This is a genomic window from Bacillus sp. AR13-1, from assembly GCF_008042285.1.
GTDB lineage: Bacteria > Bacillota > Bacilli > Bacillales > Bacillaceae_G > Bacillus_A > Bacillus_A mycoides.
Window position 1 is genome coordinate 213,199 of the sequence record NZ_QNUA01000010.1, and the last position, 17,205, is coordinate 230,403.

Annotated in this window: 14 protein-coding genes and 1 riboswitch; of the genes, 7 read left to right on the forward strand and 7 right to left on the reverse strand. The window is 35.0% G+C overall.

Annotation, left to right across the window (positions count from 1 at the left end; all coding sequences use genetic code 11):
• The first annotated feature begins 151 nt into the window (after positions 1 to 151).
• The 3 genes from DN408_RS09130 (at position 152) to metE (ending at position 5,171) form a co-directional block, all read left to right on the forward strand.
• Complete coding sequence (locus DN408_RS09130) at positions 152 to 1,693, forward strand: MDR family MFS transporter (RefSeq protein WP_002014821.1); 1,542 nt, start codon at positions 152 to 154, stop codon at positions 1,691 to 1,693.
• A 91-nt stretch (positions 1,694 to 1,784) separates the two neighbouring features.
• Positions 1,785 to 2,342 (forward strand): PadR family transcriptional regulator, encoded by a 558-nt coding sequence (locus DN408_RS09135; RefSeq protein WP_002128898.1) that lies wholly within the window; start codon positions 1,785 to 1,787, stop codon positions 2,340 to 2,342.
• Positions 2,343 to 2,564: 222 nt separating this feature from the next.
• Positions 2,565 to 2,752, forward strand: a riboswitch (cobalamin riboswitch).
• Positions 2,753 to 2,882: 130 nt separating this feature from the next.
• The gene (metE, locus tag DN408_RS09140; protein WP_002014819.1) at positions 2,883 to 5,171 is read left to right on the forward strand and encodes a 5-methyltetrahydropteroyltriglutamate--homocysteine S-methyltransferase; all 2,289 of its coding nucleotides are present in this window, start codon (positions 2,883 to 2,885) and stop codon (positions 5,169 to 5,171) included.
• 41 nt (positions 5,172 to 5,212) lie between these two features.
• On the opposite strand, the gene comJ is transcribed toward metE, so the two are convergent.
• Together comJ and nucA are read right to left on the reverse strand one after the other, a co-directional pair.
• Positions 5,213 to 5,602, reverse strand: a complete 390-nt coding sequence (gene comJ, locus DN408_RS09145; protein WP_002088359.1) for a competence protein ComJ — start codon at positions 5,600 to 5,602, stop codon at positions 5,213 to 5,215.
• Between the two features lie 38 nt (positions 5,603 to 5,640).
• Positions 5,641 to 6,075, reverse strand: coding sequence for a DNA-entry nuclease (gene nucA / locus DN408_RS09150; protein ID WP_002014817.1), 435 nt, complete (start codon positions 6,073 to 6,075; stop codon positions 5,641 to 5,643).
• A 236-nt stretch (positions 6,076 to 6,311) separates the two neighbouring features.
• On the opposite strand from nucA, the gene DN408_RS09155 reads away from it, so the two are divergent.
• Positions 6,312 to 7,055, forward strand: coding sequence for a DUF3967 domain-containing protein (locus DN408_RS09155; RefSeq protein WP_002014816.1), 744 nt, complete (start codon positions 6,312 to 6,314; stop codon positions 7,053 to 7,055).
• A 59-nt stretch (positions 7,056 to 7,114) separates the two neighbouring features.
• On the opposite strand, the gene DN408_RS09160 is transcribed toward DN408_RS09155, so the two are convergent.
• A complete protein-coding gene (locus tag DN408_RS09160; RefSeq protein ID WP_002014814.1) occupies positions 7,115 to 8,389 on the reverse strand; it encodes a sensor histidine kinase in 1,275 nt (424 codons plus the stop codon).
• A 309-nt stretch (positions 8,390 to 8,698) separates the two neighbouring features.
• Here DN408_RS09160 and DN408_RS09165 point away from each other — a divergent pair, with 309 nt between their 5' ends.
• Together DN408_RS09165 and DN408_RS09170 are read left to right on the forward strand one after the other, a co-directional pair.
• Positions 8,699 to 8,899 (forward strand): hypothetical protein, encoded by a 201-nt coding sequence (locus tag DN408_RS09165; RefSeq protein WP_000929276.1) that lies wholly within the window; start codon positions 8,699 to 8,701, stop codon positions 8,897 to 8,899.
• 234 nt (positions 8,900 to 9,133) lie between these two features.
• Positions 9,134 to 10,297, forward strand: coding sequence for an aminotransferase A (locus tag DN408_RS09170; protein WP_002128899.1), 1,164 nt, complete (start codon positions 9,134 to 9,136; stop codon positions 10,295 to 10,297).
• A 4-nt stretch (positions 10,298 to 10,301) separates the two neighbouring features.
• Here the strand turns inward: DN408_RS09170 and malR are convergent, their stop codons facing one another.
• The 4 genes from malR to DN408_RS09190 form a co-directional block, all read right to left on the reverse strand.
• Entirely contained in the window at positions 10,302 to 11,333 is a 1,032-nt protein-coding gene (gene malR / locus DN408_RS09175) for a maltose operon transcriptional repressor MalR (protein ID WP_002014809.1), read from the reverse strand.
• A 282-nt stretch (positions 11,334 to 11,615) separates the two neighbouring features.
• Positions 11,616 to 12,458 (reverse strand): maltosaccharide ABC transporter permease MalD, encoded by an 843-nt coding sequence (gene malD, locus DN408_RS09180; protein ID WP_002088365.1) that lies wholly within the window; start codon positions 12,456 to 12,458, stop codon positions 11,616 to 11,618.
• A complete protein-coding gene (malC, locus tag DN408_RS09185; protein WP_002088367.1) occupies positions 12,459 to 13,760 on the reverse strand; it encodes a maltosaccharide ABC transporter permease MalC in 1,302 nt (433 codons plus the stop codon).
• 76 nt (positions 13,761 to 13,836) lie between these two features.
• The gene (locus tag DN408_RS09190; protein ID WP_050000347.1) at positions 13,837 to 15,096 is read right to left on the reverse strand and encodes an extracellular solute-binding protein; all 1,260 of its coding nucleotides are present in this window, start codon (positions 15,094 to 15,096) and stop codon (positions 13,837 to 13,839) included.
• 324 nt (positions 15,097 to 15,420) lie between these two features.
• Here DN408_RS09190 and DN408_RS09195 point away from each other — a divergent pair, with 324 nt between their 5' ends.
• Positions 15,421 to 17,181: an alpha-glycosidase gene (locus DN408_RS09195; RefSeq protein ID WP_002128901.1), complete on the forward strand. Its 1,761-nt coding sequence runs from the start codon at positions 15,421 to 15,423 to the stop codon at positions 17,179 to 17,181.
• Positions 17,182 to 17,205: the final 24 nt, after the last annotated feature.

Sequence of the window (17,205 nt, forward strand, 5' to 3'; positions counted from 1 at the left end):
ATAATATAATTTATGATTTCCATCCTTTATATCATGTCAGTGCAATTTTTTATAAAATGAAGAGGAACTATACAAACTGTACATAAAGTTTTTTTATGCATTGCACTAAAAAACTTAAGTTAGTTTAATTTTTATTAAAGGAGGGCTACTTTTGGAAGCACAACTATCAAAAAACGATTCAAGTAAAACAAAATTTGTTGTTGCTGGTTTACTACTTGGTATTCTAATGGCAGCAATGGATAACACAATCGTCGCAACTGCGATGGCAACGATTGTCGGAGACTTAGGAGGGTTCGACAAATTCGTTTGGGTCACATCCGCCTACATGGTAGCAACAATGGCCGGAATGCCTATTTTCGGTAAGCTGTCTGATATGTACGGACGGAAACGCTTTTTTATTGGCGGATTAATTCTCTTCTTATTTGGTTCTGCACTTTGCGGGACAGCATCAAGTATTGAACAACTAAGTATTTATAGAGCCATTCAAGGAATTGGTGGCGGCGCTCTTATGCCTATCGCATTTACAATTATGTATGATATATTCCCGCCTGAAAAACGAGGAAAAATGACCGGACTATTTGGTGCTGTTTTCGGAACATCTAGTGTTTTCGGACCTTTATTAGGTGCTTACATTACAGATTATATAAGTTGGCACTGGGTCTTCTATATTAATATTCCGTTAGGACTTATTTCCTTCTTCTTCATTACTAAATACTATAGCGAGTCTCTAGAATATCGAAAACAAAAAATTGACTGGGCTGGTGCTATTACGCTTGTCATTAGTATCGTTTGCTTAATGTTTGCTTTAGAACTTGGTGGTAAAGAATATGCATGGGACTCTAATGTGATTATTGGTTTATTTTCAACTGTTGTTATTCTGCTTATTATTTTCTTCTTCGTAGAAAGAAACGCAACCGAGCCTATTATTTCTTTCCATTTATTTAAAAAACCTTTATTTGCAGCTAGCCAAGGTGTTGCCTTTTTCTATGGCGCAGCTTTTATCATCTGTACAGTTTATATTCCAATCTTCGTTCAAGGTGTTCTCGGTGGTTCAGCCTCAAATGCTGGGTTAATTTTGACACCTATGATGGTAGGATCTGTAATCGGAAGTCAAACTGGTGGACAATTAGCTTCACGAACAAGTTATCGTAACATCATGACAGTATCTGGAGTTTTCTTCGTTCTTGGTATTTATTTACTAAGTACTTTAACTATGGAAACACCTCGTACACTCGTAACAATGTTTATGGTGCTTGCTGGACTTGGAGTTGGATTCTCCTTCTCAGTTTTAAGTATGGCATCTATCCACAAATTAGAAATGAGAGATCGCGGTTCTGCTACATCCACGAACTCATTCTTCCGTTCACTTGGAATGACCCTTGGCGTCACGATTTTCGGTACGATTCAAAATCATGTTTTCACTGATAAATTAAAAGCAGTCTTCCCTCCTGAACTAGAAAAAATGGCTCCTAAAGGTGGAGACACAAGCTTTTTATTATCACCAAATGCTACTGAAAAGCTACCTCCTGAAGTACTGAGCGGAATTAAAGAGGCTCTTGCAACATCTATTGCTAATACATTTTTCTGGGCACTTATCCCAGCTACGCTAAGTATAATTTGTATTTTACTTATGGGAAATGAACGTCTTTTAACAGGACCAAAAACAAAGCAAAAACAAAAACAAGTAAGCTAATATAGAAAAACGAAACGGTATATCCCTTTATGAAAGAGGATATACCGTTTATAATATATATAAAGTTTCTATATACAGGAGTTGAGACAGCATGAGCATGAAGTTAGTCATTCTCGGCTTGTTACTCGAAGGAGATAAACATCCCTATGAAGTGCAGCACATAATGAAAGAAAGACAAATGGATTGTTATATTAAATATGCCAAGGGATCGCTATACTACGCCTTCGAGCAATTAGAAAAACAAGGTGCGATTAGCATTACCAATATTGTTAGAGATACGAATAGACCAGATAAAACAATCTTCCATATAACAGAGGAAGGAAAAGCCCTTTTCCACACCTTATTATTAAAACAATTTGAAGCGAAAAACCAAATATATAAACCTATTTATTCAGCGCTCTCTTTCGCTCACTTTAGCGACGAACAAGCTCTAGTTCCTATTTTGAAAAAAAAGAGAGATGATACAATGCTCTATTTACATACAATGCAAACGATATACGATCATAATAAACAACTAGTTCCTCGTGCTCAACTATATATTCTACAAAGCGTCATTGAGCATATTAATGTTGAATTACGTTGGCTAAACACGCTCTTACAAGATGCAACTGCAGGTCGTCTTTCAGAAATAGGTGTAGATAATGATTAAGTTTTTCTAAAAGAGGTGCCTCCTCTTCTAGAAAAACTTAACACTATAATTATTCCTCGCAACTCAAAACACCCTCATTTTAATAATAAATAAACATTAAAAAACTTAATTTTCCGAATAAAAAGAAATGAAAAACTTTAGAATTTTCTTATTTTAAAACAGTGGACAAAATTCCGAAAATTGTGTTAGAATTTGTTTCAATATCATATCGCTTGTTAAATTCCTTTCAAAAGGAAAATAGGTACACGAATATTTCACTTCGTGTTTAAAAGGGAAGTTTGGTGAAACTCCAACACGGTCCCGCCACTGTAAATGCTGAGATTTCTTTTTTGTGCCACTGTGAAAACGGGAAGGTGAAAGAAATTATATGAAGCATAAGTCAGGATACCTGCCTATTTTAACAACACTGATAGACTCACGGATGATGATGAGGTGTTAAGAACAAAAAGGAAGGCTTATTTTTCTATGCCTTTATGCTTTTTGTTATAGGTATTTCCGAGTAAACGGAAATGCTTACTTTCAATTAGGGAGGAATTTAAAATGGCAATTCAAACAAGTAACTTAGGTTATCCACGTATCGGACTACAACGAGAGTGGAAAAAAACATTGGAAGCTTTTTGGTCCAATAAAATTGATGAAGAACAATTTTTAACGACAATGAAAGAAATTCGCCTTCAACACGTCAAAGTACAGCAAGAAAAGGGAATTGAATTAATTCCAGTTGGCGATTTTACATATTATGACCACGTTCTGGATACGGCCTACATGTTAGGATTCATCCCGTCACGTTTTTCAGAGTTTACCTCTTACCTTGATGTATATTTTGCAATGGCACGCGGCTCTAAAGATCACGTTGCTTCTGAAATGACAAAATGGTTTAACACAAACTATCATTACATTGTTCCTGAATATGAAGAAGGATTACAAATCTCTTTAAAAGACAATCGTCCTCTTCGTTTATATGAAGAAGCGAAAAAAGAGTTAGGCGTTGATGGAAAACCAGTTATTTTAGGCCCTTATACATTCCTAAAACTAGCAAAAGGTTATAACGAAGAGCAATTTGCCACTATTTTAAAAGAGCTAGTTGCACCTTATGTACAATTATTCTCTGAATTACACGCAGCTGGAGCACAAATTATTCAAGTTGACGAACCAATCTTCGCCTCTTTAACAAAAGATGAAATTAATCAAGCGAAAGAGCTTTACGAAGCTATTCATAAAGAGGTTCCAAATGCTAATCTTCTTCTACAAACATATTTTGACAGTGTAGAAGAGAACTATGAAGAAATTATTGCATTCCCTGTTTCTGGTATTGGATTAGACTTTGTTCATGGCAAAGAAGGTAATGTAAATGCTATTTCAAAATACGGATTCCCAGCTGATAAAATTTTAGCTATCGGTTGTATAGATGGACGTAACATTTGGAGAGCTGATCTTGATGATGTACTTTCTTTATTTACAACATTACAAAATCAAATCACAGCAAAAGGTTTAATTGTTCAACCTTCTTGTAGCTTATTGCATACTCCAATTGATAAAACGGAAGAAACGCACTTAACAAGTGAATTATTTGATGCACTTGCATTTGCTAATCAAAAATTAGAAGAACTAGTCCTTATCCATTCTGCTCTTACTAAAGGTGTAGAAAGCATCAGTAGCGATTTAACAACATATCGTAATGCACATCATGCAATCCGCTCATCAGCTGCACGTAATCGTGAAGATGTAAAAGTGGCACGTACATCACTTAAAGAAGATGATTTCTCACGTCCTCTTCCATTTGAAAAACGATATGAACTACAGCAAGTAGCTTTACAATTACCGTTGTTACCAACAACAACTATTGGTAGCTTCCCGCAAACATCTGAAGTTCGTCAAACACGTAAACAGTGGCGTAACGGCGATATTACAAATGAACAATATAATCAATTCATTGAAAAAGAAACTGCAAAGTGGATTCGTTACCAAGAAGATATTGGTCTTGATGTACTAGTACATGGTGAATTCGAAAGAACTGACATGGTGGAATATTTTGGAGAAAGACTTGCTGGTTTCTCCTTTACTAAAAACGGATGGGTACAATCATACGGTTCTCGTTGCGTAAAACCACCTGTTATTTATGGTGATGTTGCCTTTATAAGTGGAATGACTATTAAAGAAACTGTATATGCACAAAGCTTAACAGAGAAAGTAGTAAAAGGTATGCTAACTGGACCTGTCACTATTTTAAATTGGTCATTCGTTCGAAATGATATTTCAAGAAAAGAAGTTTCATATCAAATTGCATTAGCACTTCGTCATGAAATTGAGTTACTTGAATCTTCCGGAATTAGAGTAATCCAAGTCGATGAACCTGCACTTCGTGAAGGTATGCCGTTAAAAGAAAAAGATTGGGATGCATACATTACATGGGCAGTTCAATCATTCCTTTTAGCAACATCTTCTGTAGAAAATGAAACACAAATTCATACTCATATGTGTTATAGTAACTTCGAAGATATTGTAGATGCAATTCGAGCGTTAGACGCAGATGTTATTTCTATCGAAACATCAAGAAGTCATGGAGAATTTATTAATACATTAAAGCATACAACATATGAAAAAGGAATTGGTCTAGGGGTATATGATATTCATAGCCCACGTGTCCCAAGTAAAGATGAAATGTTCACAATCGTAGAACAATCTTTACAAGTATGTGACCCTAAATATTTCTGGATTAATCCAGACTGTGGTTTAAAAACACGAAGAACTGAGGAAGTTATACCTGCTTTAGAGCACATGGTTCAGGCAGCAAAAGACGCTCGTTCTCTCCTAAAAACAAACGCATAATAAAAAAACGTGTTATCCTTCAAAAAGGATAACACGTTTTTTTATTCTACACTCTCAAAATAGAAGTCGTATTGTACTTTATACAATTCATCGTCTGATGGCTCTTCAAGAGGAGTTGCCTGCAAGACTATCATATATTCCCCGTTCGGAATAGGAATATGATATTTATTAGAAAGAATACTTGTTATATATACTTCTTCATTCTTCACTGTGAAAGGAACTGATATCGTTCTAACCACTTCTTCTTTCTCAATATGATTTCCACAAGTAACTTCCACTTCACAAGTATAGTCAGAGATTGCTTCAAAAATAATAGCTCCATCCACCTCAGCATAGCCTCTTTCAAAATCTTCAGGAGTCCAATCTACATAAGGCTGCTGACCATCATAGTTCATTATCATTAATTGCGAATATGAAATTGTTAATTCCATAACTATCCCTCTCTCCACTATGAAATGTATGCCAATTACTATTTCACTTCAAATTTCACACGCGTACCATCTGGATATTTGTCTAGCTTATTCCCTACCCAAGAACCTGCACCGCGGTTATCTGCTGGACTTATATATTCAATATGAGCTCCTTTTCCGCCTTCCTTACACATCGCCATCGGCCATTCATCACGATCATAACCTTTCTTCGTCGGATATGGCGCTAACGATAATTTCCTTCTATCCGCTGCACCATTACGATCAATTGTACACATTTCCGAATGTCCTTCTTTTATAGCATCCGTTATATGTTTCCCGGTCTCTGGATATCGTTCTTTCGGGAACTCTAGAATTTGATCATACGTAGTTGTTTTTTTAGTACTTGTCTCCTCTGGCACAAGTACTTCATATACCGCTACCAAAAGAGAAAGAATTGCAATAATTGAAATGATAATACCTTTAAATTGCTTCATGTGTACCTCCGTGTTCCTACCAATTTCTTTTCCTCAGTTATTATAACAAACTTCTTCTATGTATGTTTTCAGACATTATTTTAGCTCTTCCTCTCCATTCCGCCAAAAACATTCATTTTTCTTCATCTTTTCACTAATGCTGTAGAAAACTAATAACCTTCCGACATTCTTTTTCAAAGGAAGTCCACATAAAAGGTTGAAATGATATATACGATACTTTTTGGGGAGGAACTATCATGGAAGCTATTTATAAAACGAAAGATGTTACAAATAAAACAGGTATCCCAAAACATATAGTCCGAAAATATAGCCAACTCTTAGAGGAACACGGTTATATCATTTCAAAAACAGCTGATGCTCGTATTTATAAATTGGATGATTTAAAACTATTGAAATCTATACATGAAAGAGCTGCTACATTACAAGAGGACATTTCAGAAACAATACCTATTATTTTAAAAGAAAAAGAGGCCCCACCTGTACCTGTTATTCAAGATAAGCAAGAAGTGCAACCAAAAGAAGATGGGCGTAACTTTGAGGAGTTCATGCTAAAACTTGAAATGCTTGCTCAATTAAATGAAGCAATTATTCATCAAAACTCTACTCTCATTACACAAAATCGTTTAAAAGACGAGAAATTAGATGAACTAATGCAACAAGTTTATGTAAAAGAAGGCTCACAAGAAAAAATGTTACAAGATCTAGTTGTTCACGCCGCTCAAACAGATGCACTCCAAAAAGAAAAGATGGACTTATTAATGAATCATATGTATAAGCGAGAATCCAAACAAGAAGAAAAAATGAATAAACTTGTCAATCAAATTTACAATAAAGATAGCAACCGTGATACACAACTTATGCAAGTTATTCGCGAAATTCAAGAAACAAAAAGATTAGTCGCCGCCTCAAAAGAGCAAAGCTTCTTTCAATCATTTAAAAGTTTATTCGTTCGAACAAAACAAGAAAAAATAAATGAATGAAATTTTGTATCTTTTTCTAATGCACGATAAAATAAAAAGTTACCTTCTATCGGTAACTTTTATTCCTTATATCGTACAGCTGGCAATATAATAATAGCTTCAGTTCCTTTTCCGCTTTCACTTTTATATTCCAATGTGCCATTATGCGCTTGTAAAATACTAAATGTTACCATAAGGCCTAATCCTGTTCCTTTTTCTTTTAAAGAATAATACGGTTGTCCAAGCCTTACTAACTGTTCTTTTGTCATTCCAACACCACTATCTTTAACTCTTATTATTATCAATTCATCTTTTTGAATAGCTGTTACTTTTAAATACCCTTTGTTTCCTTGAATTGCTTCAATACCGTTTTTAACAACATTCATAATAGCTTGCTTCAATTTCGTCTTATCGCCGATAGTATAAAGGCTCTCAGAAATCTCAACTTGCAAATAAACGCCCTGCATCGCTGCAAATGATGACATAAGAGTTGTCATTTCAATTAATTGTGCTGATAAACAAATATGTTCTTTTTTTTCAATTTGAGGCCTTGCTAAATTTAAATAATCTGAAATAATCTGTTCAGCACGATCCAGTTCAGCTAATACGAGACGCATATAATCTTTGTTTTTTACGTCTTCCGTACTCTCTAGCAATTGAATAAACCCTCGTACAACAGTGAGAGGGTTTCGAACTTCATGTGCAACACTTGCAGCTAACTCACTTACAATATTAAGTTTTTCTGATTTTTGCATTTCTGTACGCAATAATGCATTTTCGTTTAAATACTCAGTCAAATACACTTGAAATACCATTGTCATAACCATAATAAGTGATGCAAATATATACCCACTATATAGATTAGATATGTACGGTGTAAAACCTGTTTCTAAAAGGACATTCAACATCCCGACTACTAATGAAACAAGAACATAAAATGATGCAATCATAAAAGCTAATATTAGCTTCTTATCTCTTGAAAAAAGAGACCATTTCTTTGACAAAAATAATGGAATTATCGAAAGAAATATAACTTCTACCATAGGCAACCAACTAAGCCCCTTAAAAATCCATTCATATGCAACATAAATAATGGCAGGGATGAGCCCAACAATCCCACCATATAAAAAACCACTAACAATTGGGACTGGATGAAAATTGTATCCGCAAACGGTACCAAAACAAATAGAGTATGTCATGGAGAGAACGAGTGTAACGCTAGATAAAAACATAATAAAGTAGCGATTAGGCTTCGGAAGCATTCCTTGATAACGATTTAAACGAATCGCTTCATATAAAAATAGTGGTAAAATAATGATGGCAATTTGGATCATTAAATCACGAATCAGCTCCATAGCCTCTCATCCCCTATATGTATTTTGATATGATTATATCATTTTATAAGTCTATTTGTTTCAAAATTTTGATTTTTCTTAACATCTTTGTTAATTATTTGTTAACAACTAATAATAAATGTTACAAATTTCCGAAATGATTGTAAACCCTGTACCAAATTTCCTTCGTGCAGTATACAATGAATACGGATTACAAAGAAAATAAAAAACACTTCACTAGACGGACAACTATCGCAAAATACAGCATATAATCCATACTATCTATGTTTACAAATAAGTGATCATTACTTTAGTAGGAGGAAGATAAATATGGCGGGTACTACGCTTGTTTTAAAAGAAGAAAATTTGGTTGTGCTAGAAAACGTTGAAAAATCAGTATACGAAGAATTGCAACATAAAGCAGGGGACGAAGACTGTACATGTGCTGTAAATGAATCCGTTGTCCATCTTGGCAAAGTATCTTCCGTACTTTGGAACGAAGATGAAATAGATTGGGAATACGGTTATTAAAAAGTCGCTTGCAGCGGCTTTTTTTGTGTTTATGCTTAAGTGAAACTTTAATTAACTCACACAGCTTATACTCTTATAGACATTTGAACCCTCACATAATTTCTTACTTCCACTGAATTTTAAGATACGATTCTTATCTTTCACAAATAGCGAGGGAAATTTTATAAACAAAGCGTAATAGTTGAAAATATGATAAAATGAACTTAATTTTCAAACGGAAGAAAGGGAGATACAATGGAACAATTCATTAATCCTAGAGTGAAGGACATCCAAATTTCTGGAATCCGTCAGTTCTCTAATATGATTCAAAACTATGATAATCTTATCTCTTTAACAATTGGGCAACCCGATTTCCCTACACCTTCTCTAGTAAAAGAAGCAGCTAAACGGGCCATTACAGAAAATTATACAAGCTATACACATAACGCTGGTTTACTAGAATTACGCAAGGCAGCTTGTAACTTTGTAAAGGACAACTACAATTTACATTATTCACCTGAAAACGAAACCATTGTTACAATCGGTGCTAGTGAAGCGATCGATGTTGCATTCCGAACTATTTTAGAACCAGGAACGGAAGTAATTTTACCTGCTCCTATTTACCCTGGTTACGAGCCGATTATTCGACTATGTGGTGCAACTCCTATTTTTATAGATGTTCGCGAAACTGGATTTCGTTTAACAGCTGAAGCATTGCAACATGCAATTACAGAACGAACAAGATGCGTCGTTTTACCGTATCCTTCTAATCCAACTGGTGTTACCTTATCAAAAGAAGAATTAGAAGATATTGTATCTGTCTTAAAAGATAAAAATATTTTCGTTCTTTCTGATGAAATTTATAGTGAACTTGTATATGAAGAAAAACACACATCTATCGCTCATTTCCCAGAAATGCGTGATAAGACGATTGTCATTAACGGCTTATCAAAATCACATTCTATGACCGGCTGGCGTATCGGACTTTTATTTGCTCCAGAATATTTAGCAAAACACATATTAAAAGTTCATCAATACAATGTTACATGCGCTACTTCAATCGCTCAGTATGCTGCAATCGAAGCTTTAACAGCTGCTAAAGATGCCCCGAAGATGATGCGCTATCAATACAAAAAACGCTGTGATTACGTATATAATAGACTCATTCAAATGGGTTTAACGGTTGAGAAGCCAACAGGTGCATTTTATTTATTCCCATATGTTGGACATTTAACATCTTCATCATTTGATTTTGCACTTGATCTTGTAAAAGAGGCTGGGCTAGCCGTTGTTCCTGGAACCGCATTTTCCGAATACGGTGAAGGCTACCTTCGCCTTTCCTATGCTTACAGTATTGAAACTTTAAAAGAAGGCTGTGACCGTTTAGAAGCCTTTCTAAAGAAAAAAGCTAAGAGTTAAACTCTTAGCTTTTTGTTGCATAATGATCACAAGTTTGACGCTTCAATAATTTATGCGGAATAATAATGCATTTTGAAGTAGATTCAGAATGCTCCACCTTATCAACTAAAGCTTTTGCCGCTTCATACCCTAATTGATAAATATTCACATCAACTGTCGAAAGTGGTGGACTAGCAATTTCTGATAATAAAGCATTGTTAAAGCTTACAATCGAAACATCTTTCGGTACAACAAATCCTTTTTTAGAAAGCGCACTTAACACGCCAAGTCCAATTAAATCATCCGTTGCCATAATTGCCGTCGGTGGTTGCTTTAGTCCCATTAATTCCTCAACAGCCTGTTGACCACTCTCTCTTGAAAAATCAAAGTGTAAAATATACTCTTTCGGCAATAGAATATCTGCTAGTTTCAAAGCATCACTCATCCCCGCCAAACGATCTCTCGTTACAAGTAAATCTGATCCACCGCCGATGAATGCGATTTGTTTATGGCCTAATGAAATCAAATATTCCGCTACTTCTCTTGCAGCTGTATAATTGTCATTATCTACATATGTAATTTCATCTTTTCGATCATATGGTTTTCCAATTAAAACAAACGGGAAGTTTTGGTCATGCAAGTATTGAATAATCCGATCGTTCTCTCTTGAATATAAAAGAATAATACCACCGATTTGACGCCCTTGTACCATTTTTACAACACCATTAAAAATTTCATCTTCCGTTTCACCAGTTGACATATAAAGCGCATACCCTTCCACATGTGCAAATGAACTAATTCCTCTTATAACTTCTGGGAAAAATGGATTTTGAAAAGCTTTACTTGCAGAACTCGGCATAACAAGACCAAGTGTCTTCGTCGTTTGGTTCGCAAGGTTTCTTGCATTTAAATTTGGATGATACCCTAATTCACTCATTACTTTTCGAACACGGCGCTTTGTCTTTTCACTTATACTTGGATTATCAGCAATTACACGAGAAACAGTTGATGGTGCTACGTTCGCCTTCTTCGCCACATCTTTAATTGTAACTGTCATAAAAATCCCCTCCTTTCACTTCTCTGCCATTTTCATATATTTTATCTTGCACCCGTTGCAAGTCATAGGAGAAGTCATAAACTGTCATTTATTTATTCTATCTTGCAAAACTTATCATATTCTCCCTCTCCATGTATTGTAAGGGATATAGCTCTTTTTTCCTATACTATAATATACTATTTATTTCACTTCTTTTCATATGCGATGTCAAATCTCTTTTCATCTCTCTATAATTTTTTTATAGAGAGATGAAAAGAAAAATGGGACATAATGTCCCATTTCTCATCCTTTCGTACCTCCAGCTGTTAAACCAGAAATAAAGTATTTTTGTAGTGATAAGAATAAAATCGAAATCGGGATTGCAATTAATACGGAACCAGCCGCAAACGTCGTAAATTCATTACCAAATTTCTTCGCTACCATTTCATAGAGTCCAACTGCTAAAGTGTAATTTTCCGGCGTGCGTAAAATAATACTTGCTAAAATGAAATCTGTAAATGGACCGATGAAAGTGAATAATGCTACAACCGCTACGATTGGCTTTGCAAGCGGCATAATGATTTGCCAAAAAATACGGAAGTGTCCCGCTCCATCCATGCGGGCTGACTCATCCAACTCTTTCGGAATCGTATCAAAATACCCTTTCATAAGCCAAGTATTCATTGGAATTGCTCCACCTACATAAATTAAAATTAATGCAAGATGTGTATCAATTAATCCTGTTAACTGCGCTAATACATATAGTGCGATTAACGCTGCAAAGTTCGGAATCATTTGTAGAATTAAAAATGTTAATAAACCATTTTTTCTTCCGACAAAACGATATCTCGAAAATGCATAAGCAGTAAAGCTAATTGCTAACACCGAAAAAATCATCGTCATAACACTAACTTTTAACGTATTTTTATACCAAAGTAAGTAATTACTTGAATCAAGATCAAGTAGCTTACGATAATGATCTAACGTAGCATTTTTTGGAATAATGCTAGAACCAGACAAACTATCTCCTGGATTAAACGATGAACCAATAATCCATAGTAATGGATAGAAAATAATCGCACACATTATGAAGATAACCAAATAACTTAATGAAAGACGTAACATCTTTTGTCGTTTAATATTCATTTACATCATATCCTCTTCTTGGAATGATTTTGTTCTCTTAAATTGCCATAACGCAACTGTAATAACGATTAACGATAAAATCATTGTAAGAGCTGCTGCTTTTCCGTACTGCGCTGAAGTCATCGTTAACTTATAAATCCATGAAATTAAAATATCCGTTCCACCTGCATCTTGCCCCGCTACAGCAGGACCTCCGCCGTTAAATAGATAAATGATACTAAAGTTATTAAAGTTAAACGTATATTGTGTAATTAAAATTGGTGCTGTTGCGTATAAAACAAGTGGCAATGTAATTTTGCGGAACTGTTGCCAAGCAGTTGCTCCATCTACTGTAGCCGCTTCATATAATTCTCCTGGAATCGATTGCAATATACCTGTTGTCATTGCAAATACGAATGGGAAACCGAGCCACGTTTGGATCATAATTAAAGCAATCTTCGCCCAAAACGGATCTGTCATCCAAGCAATCTTTTCAATCCCGAATAAAGCTAATACTTGATTATTAATTGCTCCAAATGTTTCATTAAACATACCCGAAAAGACAAGAATAGATACGAATGCTGGAACAGCCCACGGTAAAATGAAGATTGTTCGAATAATTGCCTTACCTTTAATACCAGGCTGATTTACGATAATCGCTAAGAAAATACCAAGTGCAACTTGTAATGTTGTTGCAACAAATGTCCAAATGACAGTCCAAGAAAATACACTTAAAAATGTCTCTCTCCACATTGGTAATGTGAAAATATCAATAAAGTTTTTAAAGCCCACCCAATCTACTAATTTAGCTGGAGGAGAGTGATATAAGTCATAGTTCGTAAATCCAATTAAGATTACAAAAATGATTGGAAATACAACTACAAAGATTAGTAATAGAAATCCTGGTGAAACCATTAAATATGGAAAACCTTGATCTAATAAGTTACGGTATTGCTCTTTTACTGAGTTTAATGGTGTTCCTATATCACGTTTCTTCCCATTTTGGTATGCATCATATAAGTTAAATCCATATATTCCGAGTCCAAACACTATGACGATAAGTGCCAAAATCCCTTCTACTAATAGAAAGACAGAATGGTCACGTGGAACTTCTGTACCGAGCGTTACAATTCCCCATAATCCCATATTTAACAAATCAGCAAATGCTACAATAAATGAACCTGTTAATACTAGAAAAATAAGACCTTTTACAAATTGTTTATTATATATTTGGCCCATGCCTGGAATAATAGATAACATGGTCGCCATTTTCCTATGTTTCGAACCATTCATATCTTTCATTGGTTCCATAGATGTTTGCATGTTCCTTCCCCCTTTTTTCTTCCTACTTGGAAGGGAGAGAATTCGTGCCTCTCCTATTAGAGGCACGAATTTCACCTTATTTTTTCTTACTATGATTTGCCTCAATATTTCCTTTAATTTGTTTCACTGCACTATCAAGCGCGGATTTTGGTTCCTCTTTTTCTGTAACAACTAACTGAAGAGCGTCTCCAGCTGGTTTCCATACTTCTTGCATTTCTGGAATATTCGGCATTGGAATTCCATTTTCTGATTGAGTTGCAACTGCTTTTGCAGCTTCATTATCTTTAATAATTGGATCTTCCATTACTGATTTTACTGGAGGAATCTCTTTTGTCTTCTCAAATCGAATTTTTGCATTTTCTTCATTTGTTACCCACTCAGTGAACTTTGTAGCTAAATCATTTTGTTTAGAGAAGCTTGTTACATGCCATCCTTTTACCCCAACAAATGTTTTCATCGGTTGACCATTTGGTAATTTCGGCATTGGAGCAACACCATAATCAATTCCGTTCTTTTCCATCGCTTGGAACGCCCACGGTCCATTCATAATAGATGCTGCTTTTCCTTCATTGAATAATCCGTCAGCAGCAGGTCCACCAGATTCACCGATAATACCTTTCGGGAATAACTTTTCTTTGTACCATTTTTGAAGATATTCAGCACCTTGTACTGCTCCGCTATTATTTAATCCAACATCACTTGCATTTGGCTTTCCGTCTTTCTCACCAAATACATATCCGCCCATACCTGCCATAAACGCGTTAGCAAAGTAGAAGTTATCTCCTAATGTTAAAAATCCGTACTTGCCATCCTTCGTAAAGTCTTTTGAGAAGTTAAATAGCTCGTCCATCGTTTCTGGAGCTTTTTGCATTAATTTTTTATTGTAAATAAAAATTGGTGTTTCAATTGCTTTTGGTAAACCATATAATTTCCCGTTGTATGTTTGTGCCTTTATTGATAAGTCAGTAAATTTACTCTTCACAGCATCATCTGCTTTTACTTCAGAAATTAAGCCTTCTGTTACTGCATTTCCGATTTGATCGTGTGGCAATGTTACAACATCTGGTCCCGTCCCCGCTGGTCCATCAAGACGTAACTTTTTCACTTGATCTGTCATTTGCATTTCAACAACTTTTACTTTTACTTTATATTTTTCCTCAAAGCTTTTCACTGCTGGTTCTAAACCAACACCTTTTTTATCATCTTCCCAAACGAGAAGATCATAGTCTTTCTTCGCTTTACTTTCCTCTTTTTTTCCTGAATCTTTCGGTCCACATGCAGATAACATGCCAATTGACAATGCTGAAATCGTTAATAGTGATAATGCTTTCTTCATCCCAAAAACCTCCCTAAATTGTCTATGTACCTCTTTAATTGAAAACGTTTGCATTTGATTGTTTAATAGAAGCGCAAACAATATCTAAATCTATGAAAACGTTTGCGCTATTTGTCTATCATTATACATCCTTTTATTCATTTTGCAAATATTAATTTTCAAAATAATCTTATCATACTCTTTATTCATTGACTTTACATAAAATGAATACTACTCTTATAAGCAATATTAAAGTTATGTGGAAGGCAATCGTTTGCAACATAATCTTTATTATTTCGTTTAAGGGAACTATATGTATAGAGATATTAAAGGGGGATTTTCTATATGCTTAAAGAAGCGATCTATCATAGGCCAAAAGATAATTATGCATACGCTTACGACGAAAAAACAATTCACATCCGAATACACACAAAAAGAGATGATGTTCACAACGCCGCTCTCATCTACGGTGACCCGTACGAATGGCAGGACGGGAAATGGATTACAGCGAGTACACCGATGAAAAAAACTGGATCTACTGAGTTATTTGATTATTGGTCCGTTTCAATCAAACCAAAATTTAAACGCTTACGTTATGGATTCGAATTAAAAAACGACGTAGAAACTTTTATTTATACAGAACGAGGATTTTTTTCTAATATCCCAAATGACGATGTCGGTAACTTTTTCTGCTTTCCATTTGTTCATGCAAAAGACGTTTTCAGGGCACCATCCTGGATTAAAGACACAGTATGGTATCAAATTTTCCCGGAACGATTCGCTAACGGGGATAACACATTAAATCCAGCAAACACCCTCCCTTGGGGAAGTACCGAACCAACTCCAACTAATTTTTTCGGCGGAGATTTTGCTGGTATTATTCAAAACCTTGATTACCTTGTGAAGCTTGGAATTTCCGGAATATATTTCACTCCTATTTTCAAAGCTCATTCGAATCATAAATATGACACAATTGATTACATGGAAATCGATCCACAATTTGGGACGAAAGAAACTTTCAAAGAACTCGTTCAGGAGTGTCATAAACATGGTATAAAAGTAATGCTCGACGCTGTTTTTAATCATAGCGGGTACTTCTTTGATAAATTTCAAGACGTGCTGGAACAAGGTGAAAATTCCGCCTATAAAGATTGGTTCCATATTCATGAATTTCCAATTATAACCGAGCCACTTCCCAATTATGATACTTTCGCATTTACACCGTATATGCCTAAATTAAATACAGCACACCCAGATGTAAAAGAATATTTACTTGAAGTAGGGCGTTATTGGGTAAGAGAATTCAATATAGACGGTTGGCGCCTTGATGTAGCAAATGAAGTCGATCACAGTTTTTGGAGAGAATTCCGAAGTGAAATAAAAGCATTAAATCCTGAAGTATATATTTTAGGTGAAATTTGGCACGATGCACTCCCATGGCTACAAGGTGACCAATTTGATGCTGTAATGAGCTATCCTGTTACAAACGCTCTACTTTCTTACTTTGCTAACGAATCCATTCATGCAAGTGAATTTATGAAACAAATTACCGATTCTCTACATTCCTACTCTATGAATGTAAATGAAGCGGCATTTCATTTATTAGACAGTCATGACACACCTAGAATTTTAGCAACATGTAACGGGGATAAAAATAAGTTAAAGTTACTCTATGTATTTCACCTTTCTTTCATCGGTTCTCCTTGTATTTATTACGGCGATGAAATCGGTATGGATGGTGGAATGGATCCTGACTGCCGCAAATGTATGATATGGGATGAAAAAGAACAAGATACTCTTTTATTTACACATATACAAACATTAATTTCATTACGGAAACAACATAAAGCATTTGGAGGAAATGGTACTTTTCAATTCATTGAGGCAAATGATGAACATAATTATATTTCTTATACAAAAACATATGAAGATGAAACTATCTTTTTCGTTTTAAATCCTACTAACAGTGAAGTTACAACTTCACTCCCTCTTCATATTACCAGGAAGAAAATAATTAACATTTATACAAACGAAGAATTTTCAGCGGAAGCAAGTGTATTACAAGTTACACTTCCACCGTATGGATTCTCTATTTTAAAATGGTAATAGTAAAAGCCTTATGCCAGGGTG

Excerpts from the sequence above, each read along its gene's own strand:
- DN408_RS09155 (WP_002014816.1), top strand. The coding sequence starts at position 6,312 with ATGGAAGCTATTTATAAAACGAAAGATGTTACAAATAAAACAGGTATC.
- DN408_RS09170 (WP_002128899.1), top strand. The coding sequence starts at position 9,134 with ATGGAACAATTCATTAATCCTAGAGTGAAGGACATCCAAATTTCTGGA.
- malR (WP_002014809.1), bottom strand. The coding sequence starts at position 11,333 with ATGACAGTTACAATTAAAGATGTGGCGAAGAAGGCGAACGTAGCACCA.
- DN408_RS09160 (WP_002014814.1), bottom strand. The coding sequence starts at position 8,389 with ATGGAGCTGATTCGTGATTTAATGATCCAAATTGCCATCATTATTTTA.
- DN408_RS09135 (WP_002128898.1), top strand. The coding sequence starts at position 1,785 with ATGAGCATGAAGTTAGTCATTCTCGGCTTGTTACTCGAAGGAGATAAA.
- malC (WP_002088367.1), bottom strand. The coding sequence starts at position 13,760 with ATGCAAACATCTATGGAACCAATGAAAGATATGAATGGTTCGAAACAT.
- malD (WP_002088365.1), bottom strand. The coding sequence starts at position 12,458 with ATGAATATTAAACGACAAAAGATGTTACGTCTTTCATTAAGTTATTTG.
- DN408_RS09195 (WP_002128901.1), top strand. The coding sequence starts at position 15,421 with ATGCTTAAAGAAGCGATCTATCATAGGCCAAAAGATAATTATGCATAC.
- nucA (WP_002014817.1), bottom strand. The coding sequence starts at position 6,075 with ATGAAGCAATTTAAAGGTATTATCATTTCAATTATTGCAATTCTTTCT.
- comJ (WP_002088359.1), bottom strand. The coding sequence starts at position 5,602 with ATGGAATTAACAATTTCATATTCGCAATTAATGATAATGAACTATGAT.
- DN408_RS09190 (WP_050000347.1), bottom strand. The coding sequence starts at position 15,096 with ATGAAGAAAGCATTATCACTATTAACGATTTCAGCATTGTCAATTGGC.
- metE (WP_002014819.1), top strand. The coding sequence starts at position 2,883 with ATGGCAATTCAAACAAGTAACTTAGGTTATCCACGTATCGGACTACAA.
- DN408_RS09165 (WP_000929276.1), top strand. The coding sequence starts at position 8,699 with ATGGCGGGTACTACGCTTGTTTTAAAAGAAGAAAATTTGGTTGTGCTA.